Annotated in this window: 16 protein-coding genes; 13 read left to right on the top strand and 3 right to left on the bottom strand. The window is 66.1% G+C overall.

The window, feature by feature from the left end; genetic code table 11:
* The first annotated feature begins 20 nt into the window (after window positions 1-20).
* From JNM03_RS17885 to JNM03_RS17860, 6 genes are all read left to right on the top strand, one after another.
* Complete coding sequence (locus JNM03_RS17885) at window positions 21-1,829, top strand: ParB/RepB/Spo0J family partition protein (RefSeq protein WP_294038736.1); 1,809 nt, start codon at window positions 21-23, stop codon at window positions 1,827-1,829.
* Between the two features lie 799 nt (window positions 1,830-2,628).
* The gene (locus JNM03_RS17880; protein ID WP_294038735.1) at window positions 2,629-2,952 is read left to right on the top strand and encodes a DUF736 family protein; all 324 of its coding nucleotides are present in this window, start codon (window positions 2,629-2,631) and stop codon (window positions 2,950-2,952) included.
* A 351-nt stretch (window positions 2,953-3,303) separates the two neighbouring features.
* On the top strand, window positions 3,304-3,660 hold the full coding sequence (locus tag JNM03_RS17875) for a hypothetical protein (RefSeq protein WP_294038734.1): 357 nt from the start codon (window positions 3,304-3,306) through the stop codon (window positions 3,658-3,660).
* 105 nt (window positions 3,661-3,765) lie between these two features.
* Window positions 3,766-3,999: a hypothetical protein gene (locus JNM03_RS17870; RefSeq protein ID WP_294038733.1), complete on the top strand. Its 234-nt coding sequence runs from the start codon at window positions 3,766-3,768 to the stop codon at window positions 3,997-3,999.
* A 257-nt stretch (window positions 4,000-4,256) separates the two neighbouring features.
* Window positions 4,257-6,221, top strand: coding sequence for a relaxase/mobilization nuclease RlxS (gene rlxS / locus JNM03_RS17865; protein WP_294038732.1), 1,965 nt, complete (start codon window positions 4,257-4,259; stop codon window positions 6,219-6,221).
* 104 nt (window positions 6,222-6,325) lie between these two features.
* On the top strand, window positions 6,326-7,264 hold the full coding sequence (locus JNM03_RS17860; RefSeq protein ID WP_294038730.1) for a nucleotidyltransferase and HEPN domain-containing protein: 939 nt from the start codon (window positions 6,326-6,328) through the stop codon (window positions 7,262-7,264).
* A gap of 17 nt (window positions 7,265-7,281) precedes the next feature.
* Here the strand turns inward: JNM03_RS17860 and JNM03_RS17855 are convergent, their stop codons facing one another.
* Window positions 7,282-7,533: an EexN family lipoprotein gene (locus JNM03_RS17855; RefSeq protein WP_294038728.1), complete on the bottom strand. Its 252-nt coding sequence runs from the start codon at window positions 7,531-7,533 to the stop codon at window positions 7,282-7,284.
* Between the two features lie 513 nt (window positions 7,534-8,046).
* Here JNM03_RS17855 and JNM03_RS17850 point away from each other — a divergent pair.
* From JNM03_RS17850 to JNM03_RS17820, 7 genes are all read left to right on the top strand, one after another.
* The gene (locus JNM03_RS17850; protein ID WP_294038727.1) at window positions 8,047-9,330 is read left to right on the top strand and encodes a tetratricopeptide repeat protein; all 1,284 of its coding nucleotides are present in this window, start codon (window positions 8,047-8,049) and stop codon (window positions 9,328-9,330) included.
* Window positions 9,331-9,357: 27 nt separating this feature from the next.
* A complete protein-coding gene (locus tag JNM03_RS17845) occupies window positions 9,358-15,363 on the top strand; it encodes a hypothetical protein (RefSeq protein ID WP_294038725.1) in 6,006 nt (2,001 codons plus the stop codon).
* Between the two features lie 106 nt (window positions 15,364-15,469).
* On the top strand, window positions 15,470-16,351 hold the full coding sequence (locus JNM03_RS17840; RefSeq protein ID WP_294038723.1) for an SH3 domain-containing protein: 882 nt from the start codon (window positions 15,470-15,472) through the stop codon (window positions 16,349-16,351).
* Between the two features lie 79 nt (window positions 16,352-16,430).
* A complete protein-coding gene (locus JNM03_RS17835) occupies window positions 16,431-17,117 on the top strand; it encodes a response regulator transcription factor (RefSeq protein ID WP_294038721.1) in 687 nt (228 codons plus the stop codon).
* A 68-nt stretch (window positions 17,118-17,185) separates the two neighbouring features.
* Complete coding sequence (locus tag JNM03_RS17830; protein ID WP_294038719.1) at window positions 17,186-18,460, top strand: HAMP domain-containing sensor histidine kinase; 1,275 nt, start codon at window positions 17,186-17,188, stop codon at window positions 18,458-18,460.
* Window positions 18,457-19,035, top strand: coding sequence for a hypothetical protein (locus tag JNM03_RS17825; RefSeq protein WP_294038717.1), 579 nt, complete (start codon window positions 18,457-18,459; stop codon window positions 19,033-19,035). Before JNM03_RS17830 ends, JNM03_RS17825 begins: the two co-directional genes overlap by 4 nt.
* Before the next feature lie 121 nt (window positions 19,036-19,156).
* Window positions 19,157-21,997, top strand: a complete 2,841-nt coding sequence (locus JNM03_RS17820; RefSeq protein ID WP_294038715.1) for a CHAT domain-containing tetratricopeptide repeat protein — start codon at window positions 19,157-19,159, stop codon at window positions 21,995-21,997.
* Window positions 21,998-22,386: 389 nt separating this feature from the next.
* Here the strand turns inward: JNM03_RS17820 and JNM03_RS17815 are convergent, their stop codons facing one another.
* The gene (locus JNM03_RS17815; protein WP_294038713.1) at window positions 22,387-23,577 is read right to left on the bottom strand and encodes an IS91 family transposase; all 1,191 of its coding nucleotides are present in this window, start codon (window positions 23,575-23,577) and stop codon (window positions 22,387-22,389) included.
* A gap of 3 nt (window positions 23,578-23,580) precedes the next feature.
* The coding region (locus JNM03_RS17810; protein ID WP_294038711.1) for a tyrosine-type recombinase/integrase at window positions 23,581-24,436 on the bottom strand (856 nt) is incomplete at its 5' end.

Raw genomic sequence — 24,436 nt, 5'->3', positions numbered from 1 at the left:
CGCTCACACGGAGCAGCATCATGAAACTCGATTTTGTCGATCTCGGCAATCTCTCGATTGCGAAGACCAATATGCGCGGCAAGGGGAAGGACCCCGACGTCGCCGATATCCTGCCGAGCATCCGCGCGCGCGGCGTACTCGTGCCGCTGCTCGTGCGCCCGAACTGCGAGGCGGGGCGCTTCGAAATCGTCGCGGGCCGCCGCCGCTTCACGGCTGCGAACGCCATCGTGCGCGAAGGCGGTGCCGCGCGTCCGCTTCCCTGCGCGATCCTCGACGATGCCGACGACGCCGCCGCCATCGAAGCATCGATGCTCGAAAATCTCGCGCGCGTCCGGCCCGACGAGGTGAGCCAGTGGGAAGCCTTCGTCGCGCTCGTGAAGGCGGGACGGGGCATCGACGACATCGCCGATATTTTCGGTTTCGAGACGGCGGCGGTGAAGCGGATTCTCGCCCTCGGCGCGCTCTTGCCGCGCATCCGTACGCTGTATCGTGGCGGCGAAATCGACGCCGCGACGGTGCGCCATCTGACCCTCGCATCGAAAAGCCAGCAGACCGCATGGCTCGCGCTTCGCGACGACGCCGACGCCTATTGCCCGACCGGTCACCAGTTGAAAGCATGGCTGTTCGGCGGCACCGCCGTCGCCGTCAAACATGCGCTGTTCGACGTCGATGCGAGCGGCGCCGCCATCGTCGCCGACCTGTTCGGCGAAGACCGTTTCTTCGCTGACGGCGATGCATTCTGGACCGCGCAGATGGCCGAAATCGAGGCGCGGAAGGCGGCCTATATCGAGGCGGGATGGAGCGATGTCGTCGTGATGGCGCGCGGCGACTGGTTCCGTTCATGGGATCATGCCCATGCATCGAAGCGCAAAGGCGGGCGCATTTATGTCGAAATTCGCGACAGCGGCGAGGTCAGCTTCCATGAGGGTTTCGTGACGGCGAAGGAAGCCGCGCGCGGCTCGCGCGGCGGCGCGGACGGGGCGCCGTCCGATGCGGCGAAGCCGGTGCGGCCCGAGGTCACATCGGCGATGAACGCCTATATCGATCTTCACCGCCATGCCGCCGTCCGCGCCGATCTGGCGCGGCACGGTGGGACGGCGCTGCGCGCGATGGCGGCGCATGTCATCGCGGGTTCGGGCCATTACCGCGTCGATGTCGAAGGCCAGCGCGGGCCCAAGGAAGATATTGCCGAGAGCGTCGAGACCTGCGCCGCCGAGACGGTTTTCGATACGCAGCGCCGCGCGGTGCTCGGCGTGCTCGGCTTCGATTCCGAGGTGCCGACCGTCACCGGCACGGGCTATAATCGCCCGACCTTCGCGGGCGTCTTCGCGCGGCTGCTCGAACTTCCCGACCCCGTCGTGCTCGAAATCGTCGCGATCGTGATGGGAGAAACCTTGCAGGCGGGCAGCGAGGCGGTCGAGGCGATCGGTCTTTATCTCGGCACCGATATGCGCGCCCACTGGCGCGCCGATGCGGCCTTTTTCGATCAGCTTCGCGACCGCGAAGTGCTGCTCGCGATCACCGCAGAAGTTGCGGGCGAGGCGGTCGCCGACGCCAATGCGAAGGAAAAGGCGAAGGCGCAGAAAGCGATCATCGCCGACCATCTGGACGGCACCAACGGGCGTGCGCAGATCGCGCCATGGGTGCCGAAGTGGATGGCATTCCCGCCCGAGGCCTATACTTCGCGCGGCGGCGTCGGGAGCGTTCGCGCGCATCGGAGGTGGGGCGCCGAGCTTGAAGCGATGATCGACGCCGAAGCCCGACAGGGCGATCCCGATGACGCTGGCACAAGCGACGGCGACATCGAGACGCCGCCGCTCGCGGCCTGACCTTGAGCGAGGCGGGCACCCCGGTGTCCGCCTCCTTGGGAAAGCTTTCCGGTCCCGTCCGGTGCGCCATCGCGCCGCCCCTCGCCGCATTGCGGCTCGGGACGGCGCGATGGTTTTTTGCGCGCGCGGGCCGCGCCGCAGGGCGGCACCGGCCCGCGCGAGCCCCAAAGTAAAGCGGCGGCGCGCGGATTGCTCCGCGCGCCGCCTATCCATGACCGGGATCATCGCCCCTACAGATTGTTGGCGGCTGCGGGTCGCTGCAGCCTCCGGTCGGCAGAAGATGCCGTCGGCGCCCCTCTGCCGTCAGCGCGTCTCGTTGCATTGCACCGAAACGCCAAAACGTCGGTGGCGGTGTCGCGTCGAGCCATATTGCCTCCGATCATCGAGGTCGGTTCACGCCTCCTCGCGCCATGGTTCGAAGACCGCATCATACTGGGTGAGGCCATCGCCGAAGCTGGTTCGGTTCACGATAGCGCGCGGGAAGGTCCCCAGCATGCCAATCCGCGATGCAGCACGTTACGCGCCGGTGCCGCTCGTCTCCCGGCGTTCCAAAGCCATGTCCGGCGGCGGGCGAAATGACCTGGTCCGGCGCGGCGGCGCGCGAAACCGTCGCCGCGCGATTATTTCCCCGCCCGCATGCGCGGGCTCCTCGCGGCCGCTTCGCTCCCAAATAATCGCGCGTCTCGGGTCCTCCGCTCACGCTGCGGCCCTGCGGGTTCGCGCCCCGCCTCCGGCGCCGGCCTCTGGTCCGCCCATGCCACCGGGAATGGTCCTGGCGGCGGATTTGAGGAGACGAAAAATGGCAGCAATCGGCTTTGTGAACGGCAGCATCGACAAGGGTTTTGTCGGCCAGCTGAAGACGCTCACCATCCGCGCGGGCATCGAGGTCCGCACCAATCGCAGCAAGGCGGGCGAAACCCAGCCCGACTACCGGGTCTATTCCGACGGCGTCGAAATCGGCGCAGGCTGGATCCGCACCGGCGAGGTTTCGGGCAAGGAATATGTCTCGCTGAGCCTCGCCGCCCCCGAGTTCGGGCCGCGCCGCCTCTACTGCAATCTCGGCCGCGCTGCGGGACAAGACGATGACGACGCCTATGCGCTGATCTGGAATCCGAACGACTGATCCGGCCGGTCCGCGCAGCCCCCGCACCAATATTTGCGGGGGCTTTGCGCTGCTCTTTTCCCTCAAGACGGCGCGTGTCGTACGTCAGTGGCGGCACAGATTGTTTGGCAATTGCTAAAGGCCGAGGGGGCGCGCCGCTTCGAGAGGGTGGATGGTTCGTCTCGGAAAAGGCCGAGTATGACGGGCGGCGGCGCGGCTGTGCAAGGCCGGCGGTCCCCCCAATTTTCTGCGAAAATCGGTTCCCCCACCGCCGCTTCGCGGCGCGCTCCGCGCGGCCCTGACAGCCGCGCCGCCGCCCGTCCCGGGAAGGTTGTTCCCAAGGTCGGGAACGGTCGAATCCAGGAGGATAACATGGCTTACACATCGCAAATTCAGCCCTCGGACCGCTGCTTCTCGGCGCTTGTCGCGGGGCTCGAACGCGAATTCGGGGAGGCGGCAGCAGAAGGTCTGGCGCGCATTTTCGTCGCGGCGGAAGATGCCGAATTCCATTGGGACGCGCGCATCCGCGAGCGCGTCCTCGGCTGCTACTGGAGCCTCGAGCAGGAGGAGATAGCGCTCGAACGGGTCGCGGTCCTGGGCTTTATCGACGGCCATTTCTATGTTGCGGTGCTGCTTTTGGATGCAGGATTTGCGGTGCACGGAATGCTTGGGTGCCGCGATTTTGCGAACGAGAAAGACGCTGGCCGCGCCTTTGCATCGATGCATTAACGGTCGCACGAGACCGCCAAGGGGCGGCGCTTCGGTGCCGCCTTTTTCGCATTCCCGGCGCGGTGCGGCTCTTCACTCCATAATGCGTTTCGTTATGCTCTTTGCATGACCAAAACTGCCACCGAGCCGACGCCGCAGGAAATCGCCGACGCGCTCTCGGATACCCAGCGCGATATTGTCGCCTGCGGTCCAACGAGTTTCGAAGAGGCCGAAGCGATCCCCGAGGACCTCTTCACCTGCGGCGAAATCTGGGAGAGCGACAGCGGCGACGAATGGCTGGTGTGGGAGCCGACCGAGCTCGGGCTGGCGGTTCGCGAGCTGTTGGCGGGGAGGGCGTAGGAGCGGCTGAGGGGCACGCTTGGGGAGCAGAAGTCCGGAGGGCAAGATAGAAGCAATATCTCGCGATACTGCAAGCCTTTGTCTGCACATCCTTTTTTAGTCGCTATCGCGAGACAGGTCACCCGCCGGCGAGATATGGTAAGCGCCAACGGCGGATTTGCGTTGATTGTGGCGGAATACCGCGAGACTCCTTGCGGCGCGGCGCTGATGTCCCATTTATGTTCCGGGGAGCGTCATTCCGCGAGGAAGGACGCACTATGGACGACGAGGAGTTTACGCCGCGGCTGGGGCGGATGCGCCGCCGGGGCAAGGAAGCAGGCTATCTTGCACTCGTCGTGAAAGCCGCGCGCGTCGCAGGCCGCCGCGCGCCCAGACGCGGAGGCTTCGACGGCAGCCGTATCGGCCGCGGCGCCGGCGTCGCCCGCGTGTTGCGATCGCGCGATCGCCATTCCGCTTTTCGGTCCCGGCGGGCGGTCGTCAAATTTCGTCTCGCGACGCTTGGCGGAAGGGGTGCCGGCGGCGCAAAGGCACATCTCAAATATATCGAGCGCGACGGGGTGACGCGCGAGGGTTCGCCGGGGCAGCTTTATTCCGCCGAGACGGACATCGCCGACGGCCGCGAATTCCTGTCACGCTCCGGCGGCGACCGCCATCAATTCCGCCTGATCGTGTCGCTGGAGGACGGCGATCAATATACCGATCTCAAGCCCTTCGTCCGCCGCATGATGGACCAAATGGAAAAGGATCTGGGAACCCGCCTCGACTGGGTCGCGGTCGACCATTTCAACACCGGCCATCCACACAGCCACATCATCCTTCGTGGCAGGAACGATCGCGGCGACGATCTCGTCATCGCCCGCGAATATATTTCCCACGGGGCGCGGGAGCGGGCGGCTGAGATTGCGACGCTCGATCTCGGGCCCCGCACAGAACTCGAAATCGAGGCGCGACTGCGCGCCGAGACGGGGGCCGAGCGGCTTACCGGGATCGACCGTCAGCTGATCGCCGATATGGACGAGCATCGTATAGTATCCGCGTCGGCTGCCGACGCGTTTCGACAGGCGCTTCGCACAGGCCGGTTGCAGAAGCTCGCGCGCCTCGGTCTCGCGACGTATATGGGCGGCGAAAGTTGGCGGCTCGAGTCCGATCTCGCCACTACGTTGCGCCGGATGGGCGAGCGCGGCGATATCATCCGCACGATGCAGCGCGAGATCACGGCGCGCGGCGGTGCGCAGTTGCACAGCGACCGGGTGATTTTCGATCCGGAGGAGCAGGGGACGGCGCCGCTCCTCGGCCGCGTCGTCTCGCGCGGGCTCGCAGACGAACTTCGCGACCGACATTTTGTGATCGTCGATGGGGTCGACGGGCGTGTTCACTATGTCGATGTCGGGCTGGGCAGTCACCTAGAGGCGACACCCGAAGGCGCTATCATTCGCATCGATAAGCGCGATGCACGCGTGCGGCAGGCCGACCGCACGATCGTCGAAGTGGCGGCGGCAAACGGTGGGCGATATTCACTCGACGCCCATCTCGAATATGACGCTGGGGCGAGCGAAGCTTTCGCGGGCACGCACGTCCGCAGGCTGGAGGCGATGCGCAAGGCGATGCGCAGCGTCGAGCGCGAAGCCGATGGAAGCTGGACGATCACCCCCGATCATCTGGCGAAGGTCGAAGCCTGGGAACGAGGGCGCCTGCGCGACCAGCCGGTCGGCGTCGAGCTGCTGTCGTTCAAACCGGTCGAGCGGACGGCGACGCTGGATGGCGCGACCTGGCTCGATCGCGATATGATATCCGACCATCCCGCTCCCGTGCGCGATGCGGGTTTCGGGCGCGAAGTCAGGGCGGCCCAGGCGATCCGGCGCCAGTGGCTTCTTGATGAAAATCTGGCCCATGAAAGCGGGGGCCGGCTCATCATCCGCCGCGACGCGCTGAACCTCCTCGCGCGTCGCGAACTTTTGCGTGAGGCAAACCGGATTTCTGAGGAGCTCGGAAAGCGCTTTCACGAGGCGGGGATCGGGGAGAGAATCGAGGGCCGGCTTGCGCGTCTCGTGAATATGGAAAGCAGGCGCCATGTCCTCGTCGAACGTTCGCGCGATTTTACCCTGGTGCCATGGCGCCCGGTCCTCGATCGTCATATCGGCAAAACGATTGCAGGAACGCTTCGTGCCGGCGGCATCGACTGGTCGCTCGGGCGCCAGCGCGGCGGACCATCGATTTCCTAGTCGTGCGCGCTGCGGTTAACATCCGGGAACGGTTGCGATTCCTCCCGAATGGAAGGGGTTCGGCCTTGCCAATGCCGGCATGCGCGGACACAGTAGAAGACGTAATGCGAACCGATCTTGATCATCTTCCGGCGAACAAACAGCGCGAACTCGAGCGCGTGAAGCAGATCGTCTTCGAAGAGTTCGAAGATGCGCTGGCTCTCGCGACCCAAGGCTGGAAGAAGAAGGGCCGGATCGACAAGATCATCCTCTATGGCAGCTATGCGCGCGGCGGTTGGGTCGACGAACCCCACACCGCGAAAGGCTATCGTTCGGATTTCGACCTGCTCATCATCGTCAACGACAAGCGGCTCACCGACAAGGTCGATTATTGGTCGAAGCTTGATGATCGGCTGACGCGCGAGCTCGCGATCGACCGCACGCTCCACACGCCGGTGAACTTCATCGTTCACACCCTACAGGAAGTGAATGACGGGCTCGCGCACGGGCGATATTTTTTCATGGATGTCGCGCGCGATGGGATTGCGCTCTACGAATTTGACGACGTTGAACTGCACACGCCAAAGCCGAAGACGCCTGAGCAGGCGCTCGACATGGCGCGAGAATATTTTGACGAGTGGTTTCCGCTCGCGATGCAGCGATTTGAACTTTCAAAGATGGGGGCGGAGAAGGGGTTTTTGAAGCCGGCCGCCTTCGATCTGCATCAAAGCTCAGAGTTTCTATATCATTGCGTGCTCCTAGTCCGGACCTTCTACACGCCACACGTACACAATCTTGGCTTTCTCCGCACGCAAGCGGAGCGGTTGGACATGCGCCTCGTCGAAGCCTGGCCGCGCGAAACCCGCGGCGACCGCGCTCGGTTCGAGAAGCTCAAGGAAGCTTATGTGAAAGCGCGCTACTCGAAACATTACCGCATCTCGGCGGAGGAACTGCGGTGGCTCGGTGCCCGGGTCGAAAATCTGGGGCGCGCCGTCCATGTGATCTGCTCCGAGCGGATCGCCGAACTCGAAGCCTTGGCAGGCGAGCGTCCAGTCGAGAATTGACTGCCGGGGTGCCACGCCTATTTTATCGGGGTATAGGCCTTTCCGTCGCCGAAAATCCTCTCCGAGCGTTCCTTGGCCTTGGCTCGCGTAAGGGCACGCTCGGCGTTGTGGCATTCCTCGCCGCGGACTGAACCATCACGACAACCTTCAACGACGCGCTTCGCTTCATCAAGATGCTCGGCAAAAAACAACTCGCTTCGCGGCTCGGGCGACCCGCATGCGCTCAGGCTGGCCGTCGCAATCGCGGTGAAAATCCAGATCGGTCTCATGTGCTCCTCCTCTCGGCTGAGTGAATATCCGACATCATCGGTGTTTAGTTTGCGCTCTGCCATACCCAGAACTGGGGATGACCACATTGCGAGGCTGCGCGCTCCCAGGCCCGCATCCGATTGCCGATTTTGTAGTGTTTGCGCACGCCGGGGTGACAGTTATGCGCCTGCTTCCGGCTGCTCGGATGAGGGCAAGGGAATCTGAGAGCGGACATTTAACTCCTTGCGGTGGACGAATCTGACCGTGCACATGCTTTTCGGTTCGTCGTGATTAATCCAAAGCAACGGCGCTGCGATGATGCCGTTCGTCGTCGGTGCCTGGACACGCGCATGTCGCTGTCGCTCCATTCCGACCCGGTTGTAACCGTCCGGGATGTGCACGGCGGGTAGCCGCTGTCTCGGCATCGCCTCACCTGTCAGCGATTGTCATCATTCCTACAGGCTTCGTCAGCGGACAGGGCGGCCGGCGTCGCCATAGGTCGGTCCTCACCGAAACGATGGATGGATGGGGCCATGACGACGCGATTATTGACCAGCCTGACGGTACTTGCGCTGGGAGCAATGATGCCGTTGCAAGCTGCCGCGGCGCAGCAGGCGTCGGCAACTGCCAGCTATGACGCGCTGGCCGCACAGGTCGGCCAGCGGGCCGGCGATCCCGATTTCGACTATCAGCTCGGGATCGCGGCGCTCGACGCGGGCCATTATGGCGAGGCGGTGATCGCGCTTCAGCGCGTTCTGGCAGTGCAGCCCAACAATGCCCCGGCTCGCGCGGAACTGGCTCGCGCCTATGCGCTTGCCGGCGACATCGACACGGCGCGGCAGGAATTCTCGACGGTCGTCGACGACCCCAGCCTGCCCGACCCGGTGCGGCAGCGCTTCACCGGTTTCGTGCGCCAGTTCGACAAGCAGATCGGCGGGGGCGGGTCGGACGTCTCGGGCTTTCTCGACGCGCGCGTCGGGCACGACAGCAACGTCAACGCCGCGACCGACCTGACCAGCATCGTCATTCCGCTGTTCAGCTTTCTGGGCCCCGGCACGCTCGGCCCGGGGGCGGTCGCGCAGGATGACGAATATTATGAAATCCAGGGCGGCGTGTCCGGCGTCACCGCGATCGGGCGGCAAGATCGGCTGTTCGCGAGCGTGCTCGGCAACTGGCGCGACAATGTCGACAGCCGCGTCTTCGACCAGGCGGCGCTGACCGGCACCGCAGGCTACGCGCACAGCTTCGCCAATCGCGATGTCGTTTCCATGTCGGGGCAGGTGCAGAGATTCTGGCTCGGTCACAATGGCTATCGCACCTCCTATGGCGTCATCGGCCAATATACCAAGACGCTCGATCGCGGCCGCGCGCTGACCCTGTCGGCGCAGTGGAACCGGTTCGATTATGATGGCGCGCCGCTGCGCGATGCCGACCGTCTTGCCGTGGGCATCGGCTATGTCACCCGTGCCGTTGCGGTCAATCTGACCGGCGGCAAGGAGGAGGTGCGGCGCCGGGCGGGCGATGCCGAATCCAACTGGTTCGCGGGCGCGAATATCGGTGGTGAACTGCCGGTGGCGCCCAGGCTGGCGCTGGTCGCCGGCGCGGCGTTCGATCTGCGCCGCTATGACCAGCCGGACGTGCTGTTCCTGACGAAGCGCCAGGATGAACGCCTCGACCTGACGGCGGGCGTGAAGTTCGCGCTGACCGACCGGCTCTTCCTCCAGCCGCGCGCCACCTGGACGCGCAACTGGAGCAACATCGTCCTTTACGATTACGAACGCTGGACCGTCTCGGCCGGCCTTCGCCTCGAATTCTGATCCGCTGATTTCCCCGGGAGAGATGATGTGATGACTTCCAATCCCAAGATTCGCCTGAGCGCCGTGCTGATGGCGACTGTTTCGGGTCTGTCGCTCGCGATACCGGCCCAGGCCGCGCACATCCTTTTCTCATCGAAGGGCGATACCCTGCCGTCGGTCGGCGAACGGGTGCACCAGGTCGACGGGCTCAAGCAGATCCGGCTCGACGGCGGTGCGACCATTTCGGTGCTCGATGCCGCCGACTATCGGATCAACGCCGACGGGTCGGTCGATCTGTATGCGGGAAGCGTGACGGTCGCGAGCGGCGCCGGCGAGACCGTCGTCCGGATGCCGGCCGGTGTCGAAGGGCGGGTGGCCGGTCGCGGTTCGGCGGCCAATTTCAGCGTGGCCGCCGACGGCGCCGGGCGCGGTCATGCCCTGTCCGGGCAGGTGAGCGTTGGCCCCGCCGACGACTTGCGGCGCTTCAAGGCGGGCGAGATGTTTGCCTTCGCGCCGGGCAGGCGGCCCGAACAGACGGTCGCGAACGGCGCGCAGGCGACGCCCGGCGCCGACGCGCCGCCGGTGGTGTCGATGGCGGACGGCGGGCCCGTCGCGGCCGCGCAGAACGGCGTGCCCGTCACCCTCGGAGATGCGCTGGCGGCGGCGGGTGCGTCGAGCGACATATTGGCGGCGGCGCGCCGCATCGATGCGGCGGTCGCGAATCCGGCGATCGAGACGTTCCCGAGTGGCGATCTTGCGCTGCTCGTCGCCCGGGCCGGCGACCTTGCCCATGCTTATGGCGGCGAATCCTTCCCGGCGGCGCAGGCAGACATTGTTCGCGCCTATCTGTCCTGGCTGGCGGGAGGCGGTTCGCGCGCCGATTTCCTGACGGCCTATGCGGGCTTCCTCGGCGATTATCTCGATCTGCTGCGTTCGGGCGCGGCGCCGTCGAGCTTTGGCGCGGCGGACCTCGCCAACATCGAGGCCTTTCTGGCCTATGGCGACCGGACCGGCCGACTGGCCCAGCTCGGCGCGCGCGATCGCGCGCTGGCGGAGGCCTATCTGGCCTTCCTGCGGGGCGGCGGTGATCGCGACCTGTTCACCGCGCGCTTCGTCGATCTGACCAGGGCCTATCTCGCTTTCGTCCGGGCAGGCGGAAATCCCGACGACTTCACACAGGCAAGCGCCGACACCATCGCCCGCTACATCGCGTTCCTGTCCGACAGCGGACTGGCGCAGCAACTCGGCGCGAGCGATCGGGCCTTGCTCGATGCCTATCTGGCGAACGGCGGGCTGGCTTTCGCCGGCCAGTATCGCGCGGCGCTCGACGGCTATTTCGCCTGGCTCGCGGCCGGCCGGTTGCCGAGCGGTTATGCGGAACTCGACGCCGCAACGCTGCGGACCTATCTCGAAACGCTGTCGAGCGCCGGTCTGCTCTCCGCGGTGGCGGGCGAGCGGGCGGCCTTCTTCTCCGCCTATCTCGACTGGTTGCGCGGCGGCGGCGCGCCCGATGCCTTCGCAGGGCTGCCCGCCAATGTCTTTGCGGGCTACGCAGGGCAACTCGACACCTATTTCGCCTGGCTCGCGGCAGGCAAGCTCCCGTCCGCCTATCAGGGTGCGGACGTCGCGCAGCTACAGGCGTTTCTCGCGCAATTGCAGGCTGCCGGGGCGCTCGAACGCTTCCTCGGCGAGCGGGCGGATTTCTTTGCCGCCTATCTCGCCTTTCTGCAGGGCGGCGGACAGGCCGACGCCTTCGCTGGCCTGAACGCCAATATCTTCGCGGGCTACGCCCAGGCATTGGCGGCCTATTTCGACTATCTTGAAAATGGCGGCATTCCGTCGGGCTATACCGCGCTGACACCGGCGCAGATACGCGCCTATCTCGCCGCGCTCGACGCGGCGGGGGCCAGCGGGCTTTTCCTCGGCGACAGGGCCGATTTCTATGCGGGCTATCTTGCCTTCATCGCGGGTGGCGGCAATCCCGATCAATATGCCGGGCTGCCCGTGCCGCCCGACTATCCCGCCTTCGCGGCGGCGCTGAATGCCTATGCGGCCTTCCTCGCCGGTGGCGGCCTGCCGGCGGATTATGACGCACAGAGCCTGGCGACGCTCAAGACCTATCTCGACGCGGTCGTCGCTTCGGGCCGGCTTGCCGACCTGCTCGGCAACAATGCGGCGCTTCTCAATGCCTATTTCGCCCATCTTGCCGGCGGCGGTGCCCCGAACGGCTTCAGCGGCCTTCCAGTTTATGCCAACTATGTCGTGGCGCTGAATGCCTATTACGCCTATCTCGCGAACGGGGGTCTTCCGGCGGGCTATGGCGCGCTGACACCGGCGCAGATCCGCGCCTATCTGGCGGCGCTCAACGGCGCTGGCGGCTTGTCGGCCTTTGCGGACCTCGATGGCTTTTTCGCCCCTTACTACGCCTATCTGGCGAGCGGCGGCGATCCCGCACAATATGCGGATCTTCCCGTCCATGACGTCTATGTCGCGGCGCTGAACGCTTATTATGCCTATCTGGCGAACGGGGGCCTCCCCGCTGGCTATACGACGCTGACGCAGGAGCAGATCGCTGCCTATCTTGCGGCGCTGAATGCGGCGGGCGGCTTTGCGGCGCATGGCGACCTCGATGCCTTTTTCGGCGCCTATTACGCCTTCCTCGCCGGTGGCGGCGATGCCGCGGATTATGGCGGGCTGCCGGTCTATGCGAACTGGCTGCAGGCGGTGCAGGCCTATTATGCTTTCCTGCTCGGCGGTGGGGTGCCGTCCGAATATACGGCGCTGACGCCGGAACAGGTCGAAACCTATCTTGCCGCGCTCGACCGCGCAGGGGTGCTGGAGGAGCGGCTGCCGGGCGCGGCGCTGCAATTCCTGGTCGCTTATCTCGCCCATATCGAAACGGGTGCCGATCCCGACCAGTTCGCCGGACTGCCCGGCACTGGCACCAATCCCGGCTATCCGGGCGGGTTCCCGAGCGGTGTGACCGGCGCGCGCGCCTATGCCGCCCATGCCGGTGTCTCCGCACACGCGTCGGGAGCGCCCCAACTCGATGCCAATGGCGCCCTGACCGACGCGGGCGACCTCGCCAACGTCGATGCACAGGTCGCCGATGTCGGGGGCGACGCGTCGGTGGTCGTCGGACGCTATACCAACGGCACCGCGCGCTTTCGCGGCGGCAATGTCAACATCGGCCCCAATGGCGGCGTGCCGTGGGTGGTGACCGCGCCGCTCGCCGCGCCGTTGCCGACGGCCGGCACGATCGACTATGAGGTGCTCGCCGCGACAAAGCCCGTATTCGCCTCCGGCCGCGCCGCGCCCGGCAGCTTCGACGCCAGTCTGACCATCGGCTTCGGCCCCTCCAACCTCAGCTACGGCTTCGACGGCACGATCGTCATGCCCGAGAATGGCGGCGACGTCCGCTACGACTTCGCGTCGGAGGGACGCAGCACCGGCGCTTTGGTGAATACCGGCGGTATCAACCCGGTCTTCAACATGAATGGCAAGATGACCGGCAGCGGCAGCGCCTGCAACAGCAGCAATTGCCTGATCCTCTTCTACGGCGGCTTCGGTGGGTCGCAGGACCGGATCGGCATGACCTATCAGACGGTCGACAACCCCAATTTCCAGAGTGCCGAGCGCATTCAGGGCACAGTCGCCTTTGCCTCGGCCGGCACCGGCGGCGTCGATCCGGACCCCGATCCGCAGTATAACAGCGTCGCACCGCCGCCCCGGCTCGCCTATGCTGGCGGTTTCAGTCCGACGGGTCCGGTGGTCAACTTCATCACCACGCTGACCCTGAACAACGGTCAGACGGTCCCGGGAAGCGAGAGCGGATCGATCGCGACCAGCTACGGGCTGTCCGGTGATGGCGGGCTCGTTCAATATACCCACGGAGGGGTCACCCGGACCAACGGGAGCACGACGATCACCGACGCGTCGGGCAATGCGGACATGCTGATCGGCCGCTGGACCGATGGCGTCAACACCGGCGCCAATCCCTTTACACTCAGCGCCGATCAGGGACTGCATTACATGCTGACCCGACCCGTCGCATCGGACTTCGCGCTGCCGGTGCAGGGCCTGATCAGCTATGACCTGCTGGCCGCGACGCGGCCGACGATCATCGACGGTTCGCTGCCGGCGGGCGGCTTCGACGGCGATATGGCGATCGTGCTGGGCGCCGCGCCCAAGGTGGCGTTCGACGCGACGATCACCATGCCCGGACTGATCGGCGAAGCCAACCGGACCTTCCGCTATGCGACCGCAGGCGGGATGTCGGACCCGACGCAGAGCCAGACCAGCCTCACCAGCTCCAGCGGCGGCCGTTTCGGCTTCCTCGTTCCCGGCGTCGCCGGCCCCGACTGCCAGACGGCCAATTGTCAGTTCGACGCGAACGGCGCCTTTGCCGGCAACAGCGAGCAACTCGGCCTGACCTATGCCGCGCGCAACGACCTGGGCGACGCCAAGACGCTGATCGGCGCCGCGCTGTTCGGCAACGGAACGCTTTCCGGGGGCCCTGCGCCCGAGCCGACCTTCGTGACCGCCAACCTCCTCAGTGCGGAGGCGCGGCTCAGTTCGACATACGACGCCAATACCATCCATCCGATCAACCTGTCGGTCACGGCAAACCCCAATGCGAACCAGGGTTATGAAATCGACGCGAGCGGCGCGATTGTCGGCATACGGACCATTGGAAGCTTCGGCGGATACGACCGGATCGGCACCGCGACGCACGCCGACAGCGGAATGACCGACAGCGGCGTCCTGCAATGGACGCGCTGGAGGGGTGGTACGCTCGATATGGGGCGCAATGCCGGCACTGGCGGCCGGAGCCCCGTCACGCTTTCCGATAACCAGGGCTATCATTTCATCGTCGGCACTCCATCCGTCAACCTGCCGGCTTCGGGCCGCGTCGATTATCAGCTCGTCGGCGGCACGCGTCCGACGCAGCGCTATGGCGCCGGTGCGCCCGGCGCACTGGTCAGCGGCGCCGCGGCGGTGCAGTTCGGCGCGCAGGCCAAAGTCGGAATCGATCTGGTGTTCGACTATAACAGCGACCGCTTCACCGCCCGGACCGCAGGCGGGCTCGCCGATCTGTCGGCGAGCGAGCTTTCGCTCTCAAACGGCGCCTTTTACGCGATCGGCGCGAACGGCAATGTGACCAGCACGGGCGGCACCTGCACCACCAGTTGCCGGGCGATCTGGACCGGCTTTCTTGCAGGACCCTCGGGCAAGGAAATGGGCCTCGAATATGTCGTCCAGCTGGGAAGCGCGACCAATGAGGTGATCGGTGTCGCCGGCTTCGCGGCGCAGCCCGCCCCGACCGTCTCGACCGGCGACTATACGAACCAGTATCTGCTCAACGTGACCTACGCCCGGACCAACGATGCCCATTATAATTCGAAGGTCACTTATGACGCGAACGGGGCGATCACGCAGTGGACGCGCAGCAACGGATCGCCGGTCGGCGTCCTGCCGCAGCATCGCGGACCCGCCGAGGAAAGCGGCAGCGTCAACGGGGTGATCGGCTGGGCGCGCTGGCTCGACACTAATAATTTCAACACTAGCGACCCTAAGCTGCCCAATTCGGGCAATCCGATCGTGACGGGCACCCAGGCATCGGCGTTGCCGACCAGCGGCGGAGTCGAATATCAGTTGATCGGCAAGACGCGGCCGGTCGATCGCGACGCCAATCTGGAACCCGGCACCTTCACCGGCAACCTCGCGATCGATTTCGCGACGAAGAAGGTCGGTTTCGATTTCGCCGTCGCCATCGACCAATATGGCTGGGAAGTCCGGACGGCGGGCGGCGCGGCCAACCCGGCCAACGGCGGCCACAATCTGTTGGGAAGCAGACAGGTCGAGTTCGACGGCGCCGCGCTGATCAGCGGCACGACCGCCGCGAGCTGCACCACCAGTTGTTCGAGCAATGTGCGCGGCGCCCTGTTCGGGCCGGGAGCATCGCATGTCGGGGTCGGCTACTCGATCAACGACGGAAGCCTGGCGGTCAGTGGTGTTGCGACATTCGCGGCTCCGCCGCCTGCCGTACCCTGATATCGACGCTTCCTAACGGCAATTGTCATTTGCCTGACAGCCTTGGTGTGTGGGCCGTGTCGATGACGCGGCCCATATTCCGTTGTTCAAACGAGGGAGGGTTTCCATGAACAAGTCGATTGCCGTCATCGCCGCGACCACGCTGCTCGCGGGCCCGTTATCCGCCGCCCACGCTGCGGAGCAGGAAGCGGTTACGCTCAACAAATGCACGCAAAGCTATGGCACCATCGCCGTGGTGGAGGGTGATACGCAGGGCTGGTCGAACTATGGTCTCGGCTCGCCGCGCGAACTGATCGCTTCGCTGGCGATCGAATCGGGTTGCTTCACGCCGCATAGTCCGGCGTCGGTCGCCCCGGCCGATTTCCTGATGAACGTTGTTGCGGGCGATTCCGAAGAGGTGGACAAATCGGTCGAGATGGCGAAATCGGCGGCGGTCGAAGGGCTGGTGCGTTCCGGCGCGGCAAGCAGCCTGGTGTCAAAGATCCCCGTCGGCGGTGCCCTGCTCGGCATGTTCGGCGGTTTTGGCGGCAAGAAAAAGCGCGTCGCTGCGGGCATCAAGCTGCTCAGTCCCTCCACCGGACAAGCGATCGTCACGGGGACCGGCGAGGTACGCAAGACCTCGATCAGTTTTGGAGGCGGCAATGCCTGGACCGCCGGGGCGAACGCTGCGGGCTATGGCGCGAGCAAGGACGGCAAGATGCTTGTCGAGGCCTTCGTCAAGGCCTTCAACGCCGTGTCCGCCCAGGGCGCGACCCTCGCCTCGCTGCCCAAGGCCCCACCGCTCGCCGCCGCTGCGCCTGCTGCCTCCGCAGCCAATGTGGCGATCGACACGGTGATGCGCGCAACGCCTGCCGTCGATGGCGCTTCGGTCCGCGCCTTGCGCGCCGGGACCGACCTGACCCCGACGGGCAAGCGCGATGGTCTCTTCATTGAGGTGAAGGACAGTTACGGCACCCAGGGATGGGTATCGGTCGAAGACCTTGGCTGAGAGCCCGTCTTGCCCCGGTCCGGAGGCTATGCCAAAAGGGCCGGGGTCGCGATCTTGGGGGAATGACAGCGCCAACGACATGGAAACGCTGAAAATCCTTTATGTCGAGGATGATCAACGCGCCGCAGGCGAGGTCCAGGAACTGGCCGCCCGTCGGGGCGATATGGTCGTCTGGGAAAACAGCGGGTCGGGGGGGCTGCTGCGCGCGGGCATGGAAAAGTTCGATATCATCATCCTCGACCGGATGCTCGGGGACCTCGACGGCTTGACGATTCTGAAGCGGCTGCGCGAAAGCGGGGTCGGGACGCCCGTCCTGATGCTGTCGGCACTCGGCCGCACGACCGACCGCGCCGAAGGACTCGATGCCGGCGCCGACGATTATCTGGCCAAACCTTTCGAGGCCGAGGAATTGTTGGCGCGCCTTCGCGCGCTGCACCGGCGCGCCGCCGGCCGCGAACATAGTGCGGTAATCCTTTATGGCGCCTTCGAATGCCATGTGAAGGCGCGCACCGCCTTTCGCGACAACCGGCACCTGGCGCTCAGCCCGCGCGAATTCGAACTCTTCCGCTATTTCATGGAAAATGCGGGCGAGGTCGTGACGCGCGAAATGCTGTTGCAGGACGTGTGGAACATGTCCTTCGACCCGCAGACCAATGTCGTCGATGTCAATGTCGGGCGGATGCGGCGCAAGCTGGAGGAGGGGTTTGCCACACCGGCGCTCGAAACGATCTGGGGTTCGGGCTATCGCCTGCTGGACGGGAGGTAGTCGGCATCGCTCGCCGTTCCATCTTTTCGCGCCTCGTCGCCGTTGCGATTTTCCTGTCCGTCGCTCTCGTGTCGGGCCTGTGGGCGCTGACCGATCGGACGATCCGCTCGACGCTCGAAACATCGGCGCGCCGGTCGATCGACGTCGATCTCGCCGGTCTTGCCGACATCCATGCGGCCAGCGGTCCGCAAGAGCTCGAGCGCCGGATCGCCGACCGGCTGGCGATCACGCCGCGTGACGGCAGCGCGCCGCATTACATGCTCGCCGACGCGGACGGGCGGCGCATCGCGGGCGATATCCATCAATGGCCGAAGCTCGATCCGGCGATTTCCGAAAGCGGCGCGATCCGGGTGGGCAAGGGAACGAGCGCCTATGCGCGCGCGACCCGGCTGGGGCCGGACCTGCAATTGCTCGTCGCGCGCGAAACGTCGGACAATGGCGTGCTTCGCCGCCATGTCGCCATCGTGTTCCTGGGTGGGGGAGCGCTGTTCGTGCTGCTGGTCGGCGCGTGGGGGCGGACGGCGGCGGGGCGACTGCGCTGGCGCATCCAGCGCCTGAACGATGCCTTTCGCGAATCCGACGACGAACGCCTGACGGCCATGGCGCCGGGCCGCCGCGCCGACGAGATCGACGAACTGACCGGGCACAGCGCCGCGGCGCTCGCGAGGCAGAAGCGGCTGGTGGAGGCCTACCGCGACACGTCGGATCAGATCGCGCACGAAATCCGGACGCCGTTGATGCATCTCGACGGGCGGCTGACCAAGGCGCTCGCTGCCGACCCCGGCGAGACCGTTGCCGCCCGTCTGCTTGAAGGGCGCGCCGACATCAAGCGGCTGGTTGCAATGCTCGAATCGCTGCTCGACATCGCGGCGAGCAAGGCGCGTCAGGGTGATCGCCACGGCCTCAAGCAGTTCAACCTCAGCGAAATGGTCACGCGAATCTGCGAGCTATACGCCGACAGCGCCGAGGATTCGGGCCATGCATTCGCCTGGGACATCTCGCCCGGCATCCTGTTCGACGGAGAGAAAATGCAACTCACGCAGCTCGTGACCAACCTGCTCGACAATGCGCTAAAATATGTTCCGAAGGGCGGCACGATCCGGCTCTCGCTCGCCGCCGGACCGGTCTTGACCGTCGAGGATGACGGCCCCGGAATCGCGGAAGCCGATCGCGACAGGATTTTCGGGCGTTTCTATCGCAGCCGCGACGAGGCGTCCGATTCGCCGGGGAGCGGGCTTGGTCTGGCGCTGGCAAAGGCGATCGCCGAACGACACGATCTGACCATCGTGCTCGAGCCGTCCGAAAGGGGAGCCAGATTTGTGGTGAAGGAGGGAAGGCGATGATACGCGGAGTGATATGGCCGGGCGCGGCAATCCTCCTCTCGGTCCTGTCGGCCTGCGCCGCGCCGCGAGCGGCGGGCCTTAGCCCGGCGGAGCCCGCGTCGCTGGCTGGCGGTTTGGCCCGCGACATGATCGATGCCGAACGGGCCTTTGAAACCGGAAACAAGGCCGCACTTGCCACGGCGGTGGCGCGCATCGATCGGCGCAACCCGCATCCGATCGACGACAGCGCGGGCGATCCCGTCGCCCGCTGGCGCGAAGCCGTTCCCGAGGCCATACCGCCCGTGCGCGGACGCGCGCTCGGCCCTGGTTATGTTCGCGGCACGCTGGCGCCGGGCGGGGCGCGGCGCATGGACCAGGTGTTCCTGTCGGGGCAGGTGGCGACGGTGGCCGCCAGCGCGCGACCGCAAAAGGATTTGCGGCTGAAGATATTTGACGGTGAAGGCAAGCTGGTCTGCGACCGCTCGCCCGCCCATGTGCGCGACTGCAGCTTCACGCCCGTCTTTACGCAACGCTACCGGATCGAGATCGCCAATGGCGGCGCGGCGACGGCGCATTATTATCTGGTGGTCGATTAGAGTGATTTCGAGTGAAATGGAACATTTCACGAATCATAAATCGCGGTAAAACAACAAGCTAGGGCCAGATTTTGACTCCATCAAGATCGTACCGGCTCTAGCCCTATTTTCGGGAGATGACATGGTCACGCGGGGAATCGACCGGACGGTCTGGGTCGCGTGCTTTGCTGCGGCGTTAGCCTGCAACGCGGCGGCTTGGGCGCAGGACGGCGCGATCGATCGCAGCCGGCTGGAAGCTCTGACCGCACAGTTCGACGCCGCAACGGCGGACGCCGATCCCGCCGGATACCGCGCGCTGGCCGACGAAACGCTGGCCGAGGCAAAGCGCCTCCATCGCGGCGATCACCCCGATATCGCGCTGGGCGAACTGCATGTCGCCATGGCGCTGGCCTCTTCGGGCGACATGGACGCCGCGCTCGCCCTTGTCGATCGCGCGATCCCGCGCCTGGAGGCGGATCCCGCCTATCGCGGGAACTGGCGCAATGCGATCGGCGCGCGCGCCTATATTCTCAATTTCAAGGGCGAACATGCCGCGGCGCTCGCGCTCAACGAACGCTTGATCGCCGATTATGAAGCGATCCCCGAGGGCCGGAAGGAGCGCGACTATGCGACGACCCTCTCGAATCTCGCTGCATCCTATCTCGAACATGGGCGGCTCGACGATGCGCTCGCGCGCAACCGGCAGGCGATCGACATCGCGCTGACGCTCGATCCGGTTCCCCCCGACGTGGCGATCTGGAACGCCAATCGCGTCGTCTATCTCTATTCGGCCGGTCGCACCGAGAAGGCGATCGCGACAGCGCAGGACGCCATCGCCCGCGTCGGCCCGGCCATCGGCCCTGACCATCCGATGATGGCCAATCTCTATGCCAATCTCGGTGCGATCCTGTTGCGCGTGAACCGTCCGCACGACGCGATGCCGATGATCCGCCATGCCTATGAACTGACCGAGGGGGCGAATGGCGGCCCCAATCAGAACAGCGCGGCGATGCGAGTCCAGTTCGCACAGGCGCTGATCCGCGCCGGGCGCGATGTCGACGCGATCGCCTTTCTGGACGCGGCCACGCCGATCATCGATGCCCAGCTCGGTGCCCAGAGCGACCGCGCTCTGGTTGCCCGCGACACTCGGCTGATCGCGCTGCTCAACACCGGTCACGGCGCAGAGGCGGAACCGCTGGCGCGGGAGTTGATCGGCATTCGCGATGCGCGCTTGCCCGAGGGGCATCGGGATCGCGCCAACGCGCGCGAGAATTTGGCGAAGGCTGCCTTTGTCAATGCCGCTTGGCAGACGGCGGAGCAGGCTGCGGCAGAGGCGGTCGCGCTGCGCGACCGGATGCTGCCACCCGAACATCCCGACCTCCTGCTGGCGCGTGCCATGCTGCTGCGGGCGCAGGACCGCGCCGACCGTCGACCGCCGGCGGATCTGCTGATGGAGGCGCGCGCGCTGTTCCGGGCGCTGACCCTCAACGCCAATCTCGCGCGCGGATCGGCGCAGGCGGAGCGCCAGCGCCCGGCTTATGGCTGGCTTGCCGAACTGTTCGCCCGGCGCGGGGCGGTCGAGGATGCGTTCGAGGCACAGCAATGGGCGGCGCGGAGCAGCATCGACGACGCGCTTGCGATCGTCGAAAGCGAACGCGCCGTGACGGTCGAGCCCGAATTTGCCGCGGCGGTTGCAACGCGCCGCCAGCTTCTCGCCGCGCGGCAGGGGCTGGAGGCGAAGCTCGACGCCAATCTGATGCGCCCCGATGCGGCTTTCGATCTGGCTGGTCTGGCCCGCGAGCTGGACAACAACCGGCGCGCGATCGGCGATCTCGACGCCACGCTCTCCGCCGCGCAGCGCGCAAGGCTGACCTTCACGCCGGCGACGCTCGCGCAATTTGCCGGTCCGGTCACCCCGCGCAGCGCGTCGGTCATGTTCACCGATCTCGGTCCGTCCTGGCTGGCAACGATGGCGACCGATGCCGGGACGCGGCAATATCTGATTCCCGACGGGGCGGCGCTGGCGAGCCTCGTCGGCCGTCTGCGCACCGCGATCGATGGCGGCGCGGCGTCGGATTTCGATCCGGCCGCCGCCACGATGCTCTACGCCCGCCTTTTCCCCGGCGAGGCCGATACCATGCTGAAGGGCACGGAGCGGCTGGCGGTAATCGCCAATGGATCGCTCGGGGCCCTGCCGTTCGGGATGTTGATGCCCGGGGGCAAGCGCGGACCCTATCTGATCGACCGCATGGCAATCAGCCGCCTGGTCCGGGCTCCGCAAGGCGCGCGTGCGGAAACGGGAGCCGGCGCGATCGACACGCTGGTGGCGCTCGGCGGCGTGGAGGGGCGCCGGACGGGCGAACGGATGGCGATGCGATCGGGCGGCGCGGCGCACGAAATCGCCGAATTGCCCGATCTGCCCGATGCCCAACGTGAATTGGGGGCGCTGGCTGAGGCGCTGGGGACCGGCAGCAACCATCTGTTGATCGGCGATCACGCGACCGAGGCGGGCCTGCGCGCGGCCGCGGTGCCGCCGGGATCGGTGCTCGCTTTCGCCACGCATGGCCTGTTGCCCGGCGATTTCGACGGATTGGACGAGCCGGCGCTGCTGCTCAACCCGGCGGGAGAGGATGACGGTCTCCTCAAGCCGAGCGAAATTGGGTCGCTGAGCCTGCCGGCGCGGCTGGTCATCCTTTCAGCCTGCAACAGCGCAGGCGCGGCCGGTGCCGACCGGCCCCAGCTCTCGGGGCTCGTTCAGGGGTTTTTCCTTGCCGGAGCCGACGAGGTGATGGCGAGTCACTGGCCCGTCCGCGACGATATCGCGCGGCGACTCTCGGTCGGCATGGTCGGCGGGATGCGTGCCGGCGAAACGCCCGCCGAGGCCCTGCGCGCCGCCATATTGACGGTTCGCAAGGGAAATGACGGTGAAGCGAAAGTCGACAATCCGGGGCTATGGGCCCCATTTGAGCTGTTTTCGGGCTGACCTGACGATTAAGTCATTCATGCCAAGGCACGACCCGCGTCGAAAAGTCTGCATTGTTGTCTCGTTGGCCGAAAGCTGCCTGACCGCTAACGTTGAGAGTTTCGGACGCCGCCAGGCGTCGGAAAGTCTTCGATGCCCGAACCGCGGGGGTCATGGGCTGAGCTATGGGGAAAGCGGTTTTGCGCTGATGGTGGGGAAGCCAGGTGCTGCCCAAAAGCAGACGTGCGCGATATCGGACCGTCTGGATATGGGTCGTAATAGCGGACGTGCAAAAGCAGACGGGCCGATTTTGGTGAGGCGACGTCTGCTTTTGGGCAGCGCCGGGGTGAGCGGGTCCGCTTCCAGGCGCGGGTGTGCCCTGGAGGAGGAAGGCGATGGGCCGTGCCGGGTCACGGCGCAGGTGCCCCGGATGAGAGTACGGACGGTGGCGGCGCGCGAGGCTGATAGCGGCGCTCGAAGACCTCGATGATGATCATCGTACCGCCGCAGCACGGACAGGTTGGCCGTGGTTCGGCATCGTCGGCGGGCTCATCGATGGGTGGAGATGCGACATCGAGCAGGCGGCGGGCGCGTTCGAGATGATCCTTGCGGCGTGCGCTGGCGAGGAGGCCATAGTGGCGGATGCGGTGGAACCCGCGCGGCAGAGCGTGGAGAAGAAAGCGGCGGATGAACTCGTCGGCGTCGAGGGTCATGACCTGCTGCCGTCCGTCACCGGCCTTGCGGTAATCCTTGTAGCGGAATGTGACCCCGGCCTCGTCGAACCGGAGGAGCCGGCTGTTCGATATGGCGACGCGATGGGTGTAGCGGGACAGATAGGCGAGCACCGCCTCGGGCCCCGCGAACGGCGGCTTGGCATAGACCACCCAGCGCTTCTTGCGGACCGGTGACAGGTGCCGCAGGAATGCGCGCCGCTCGGCGAGATGCGTAATGCTGCCAAAGAAGGCGAGCTTGCCGGCATCGTACAGCGCGCGAAGGCGGGTCAGGAACAGCCGGCGGAACAGGGCGCCGAGCACGCGGACCGGCAGCAGGAAGGCCGGGCGTGCTGATATCCAGCGTGTCCCATCGCGCGAGATGCCGCCGCCCGGCACGATCATGTGGATGTGGGGATGATGGGTGAGCGCTGAGCCCCAGGTATGGAGGACGGCGGTGATGCCGATCCGGGCGCCGAGGTGCCTGGGGTCGGCGGCGATGGTCAGCATCGTGTCGGCCGCGGCCTTGAACAGCAGGTCATAGACGAGCGCCTTGTTGTGGAAGGCGATCGCGGCGACCTCGGCAGGCAGGGTGAACACGACATGGAAATAGCCCACCGGGAGCAGGTCGGCCTCGCGCGCTTCGAGCCAGCTGCGCGCGGCGGCGCCCTGGCACCGCGGGCAGTGCCGGTTGCGGCAGCTGTTGTATGCGATCCGCCAATGCCCGCAGTCGGTGCAGGCCTCGACATGACCGCCGAGAGCGGCGGTGCGGCAATGCTCGATCGCCGACATGATCTTGAGCTGATGCAGGCTGATGTGCCCGGCGTGGGCGGCGCGATAGGCAGGTCCAGCATCGCGGAAGATGTCGGCAACCTCGAGTGAGGCGCGCACCGCTCAGCCGTCAGGGGCCTCCTCGCTCTGCGATGCGAGCGCGAGCCTGTCGAGCGGGCTGACGATCGAGCGGACGGTCTTGGTGGCAACCTGCGTATAGAAGGCGGTGGTGTTTAGCTTGGCGTGGCCGAGCAGCGCCTGGATGACGCGGATGTCGACGCCATCCTCGAGCAGGTGGGTGGCGAAGCTGTGGCGCAAGGTGTGCGGTCCGACGCGCTTGTCGATATCGGCGGCCTCCGCGGCTTCGACGACGACACGATAGAGCTGGCGGGTGCTGATCGGCGCCGCGGCGCTCTGTCCGGGAAAGAGCCAGCCGTCGGGAACGAGGATGCCCTGCTGCCGCCCCGCGCGCCACCAGTCGCGCAGCAGCAGGAGCAGGCCTTCGGGCAGCATGGCGTTGCGGTAGCGACCGCCTTTGCCGCGCTCGATCCGCAGCAACATGCGCTTGCTGTCGATATCGGTGACCTTGAGCGCCGATACCTCGGCGACGCGCAGCCCGGCGCCATAGGCGACCGACAGCGCCGCCTGATGCTTGAGGGAACGGGTCGCATCGAGCAGCCGCTTCACCTCGGCCATGGTCAGCACGACCGGGATCTTGCGAACCTGCCTCGTGCGGACGAGCTTGCGCGCGAGATCGGGGCGGTCGAGCGTGTGCGTGAAGAAGAACCTCAGCGCGCCAACGATGCTGTTCATCGTTGGTGCGGGGACGCCCGCCTGTTGCTGCTCGATCTGGAACTGCCGGACATCCTCGGCGCTCGCGGTGTGGGGCGAGCGTCCGAGCCAGGTCGCGAACCGTCCGACATCGCGAAGATAGTTGCGCTGCGTCTCCTTCGAGAAGCGGCGCATGGTCATGTCGTCG

It is taken from the genome of Sphingopyxis sp. (assembly GCF_016793825.1).
Taxonomy (GTDB): Bacteria; Pseudomonadota; Alphaproteobacteria; order Sphingomonadales; family Sphingomonadaceae; genus Sphingopyxis.
The sequence above is the reverse complement of the archived record's forward strand: the minus strand, read 5'-3'. Positions and strand labels throughout refer to the sequence as shown.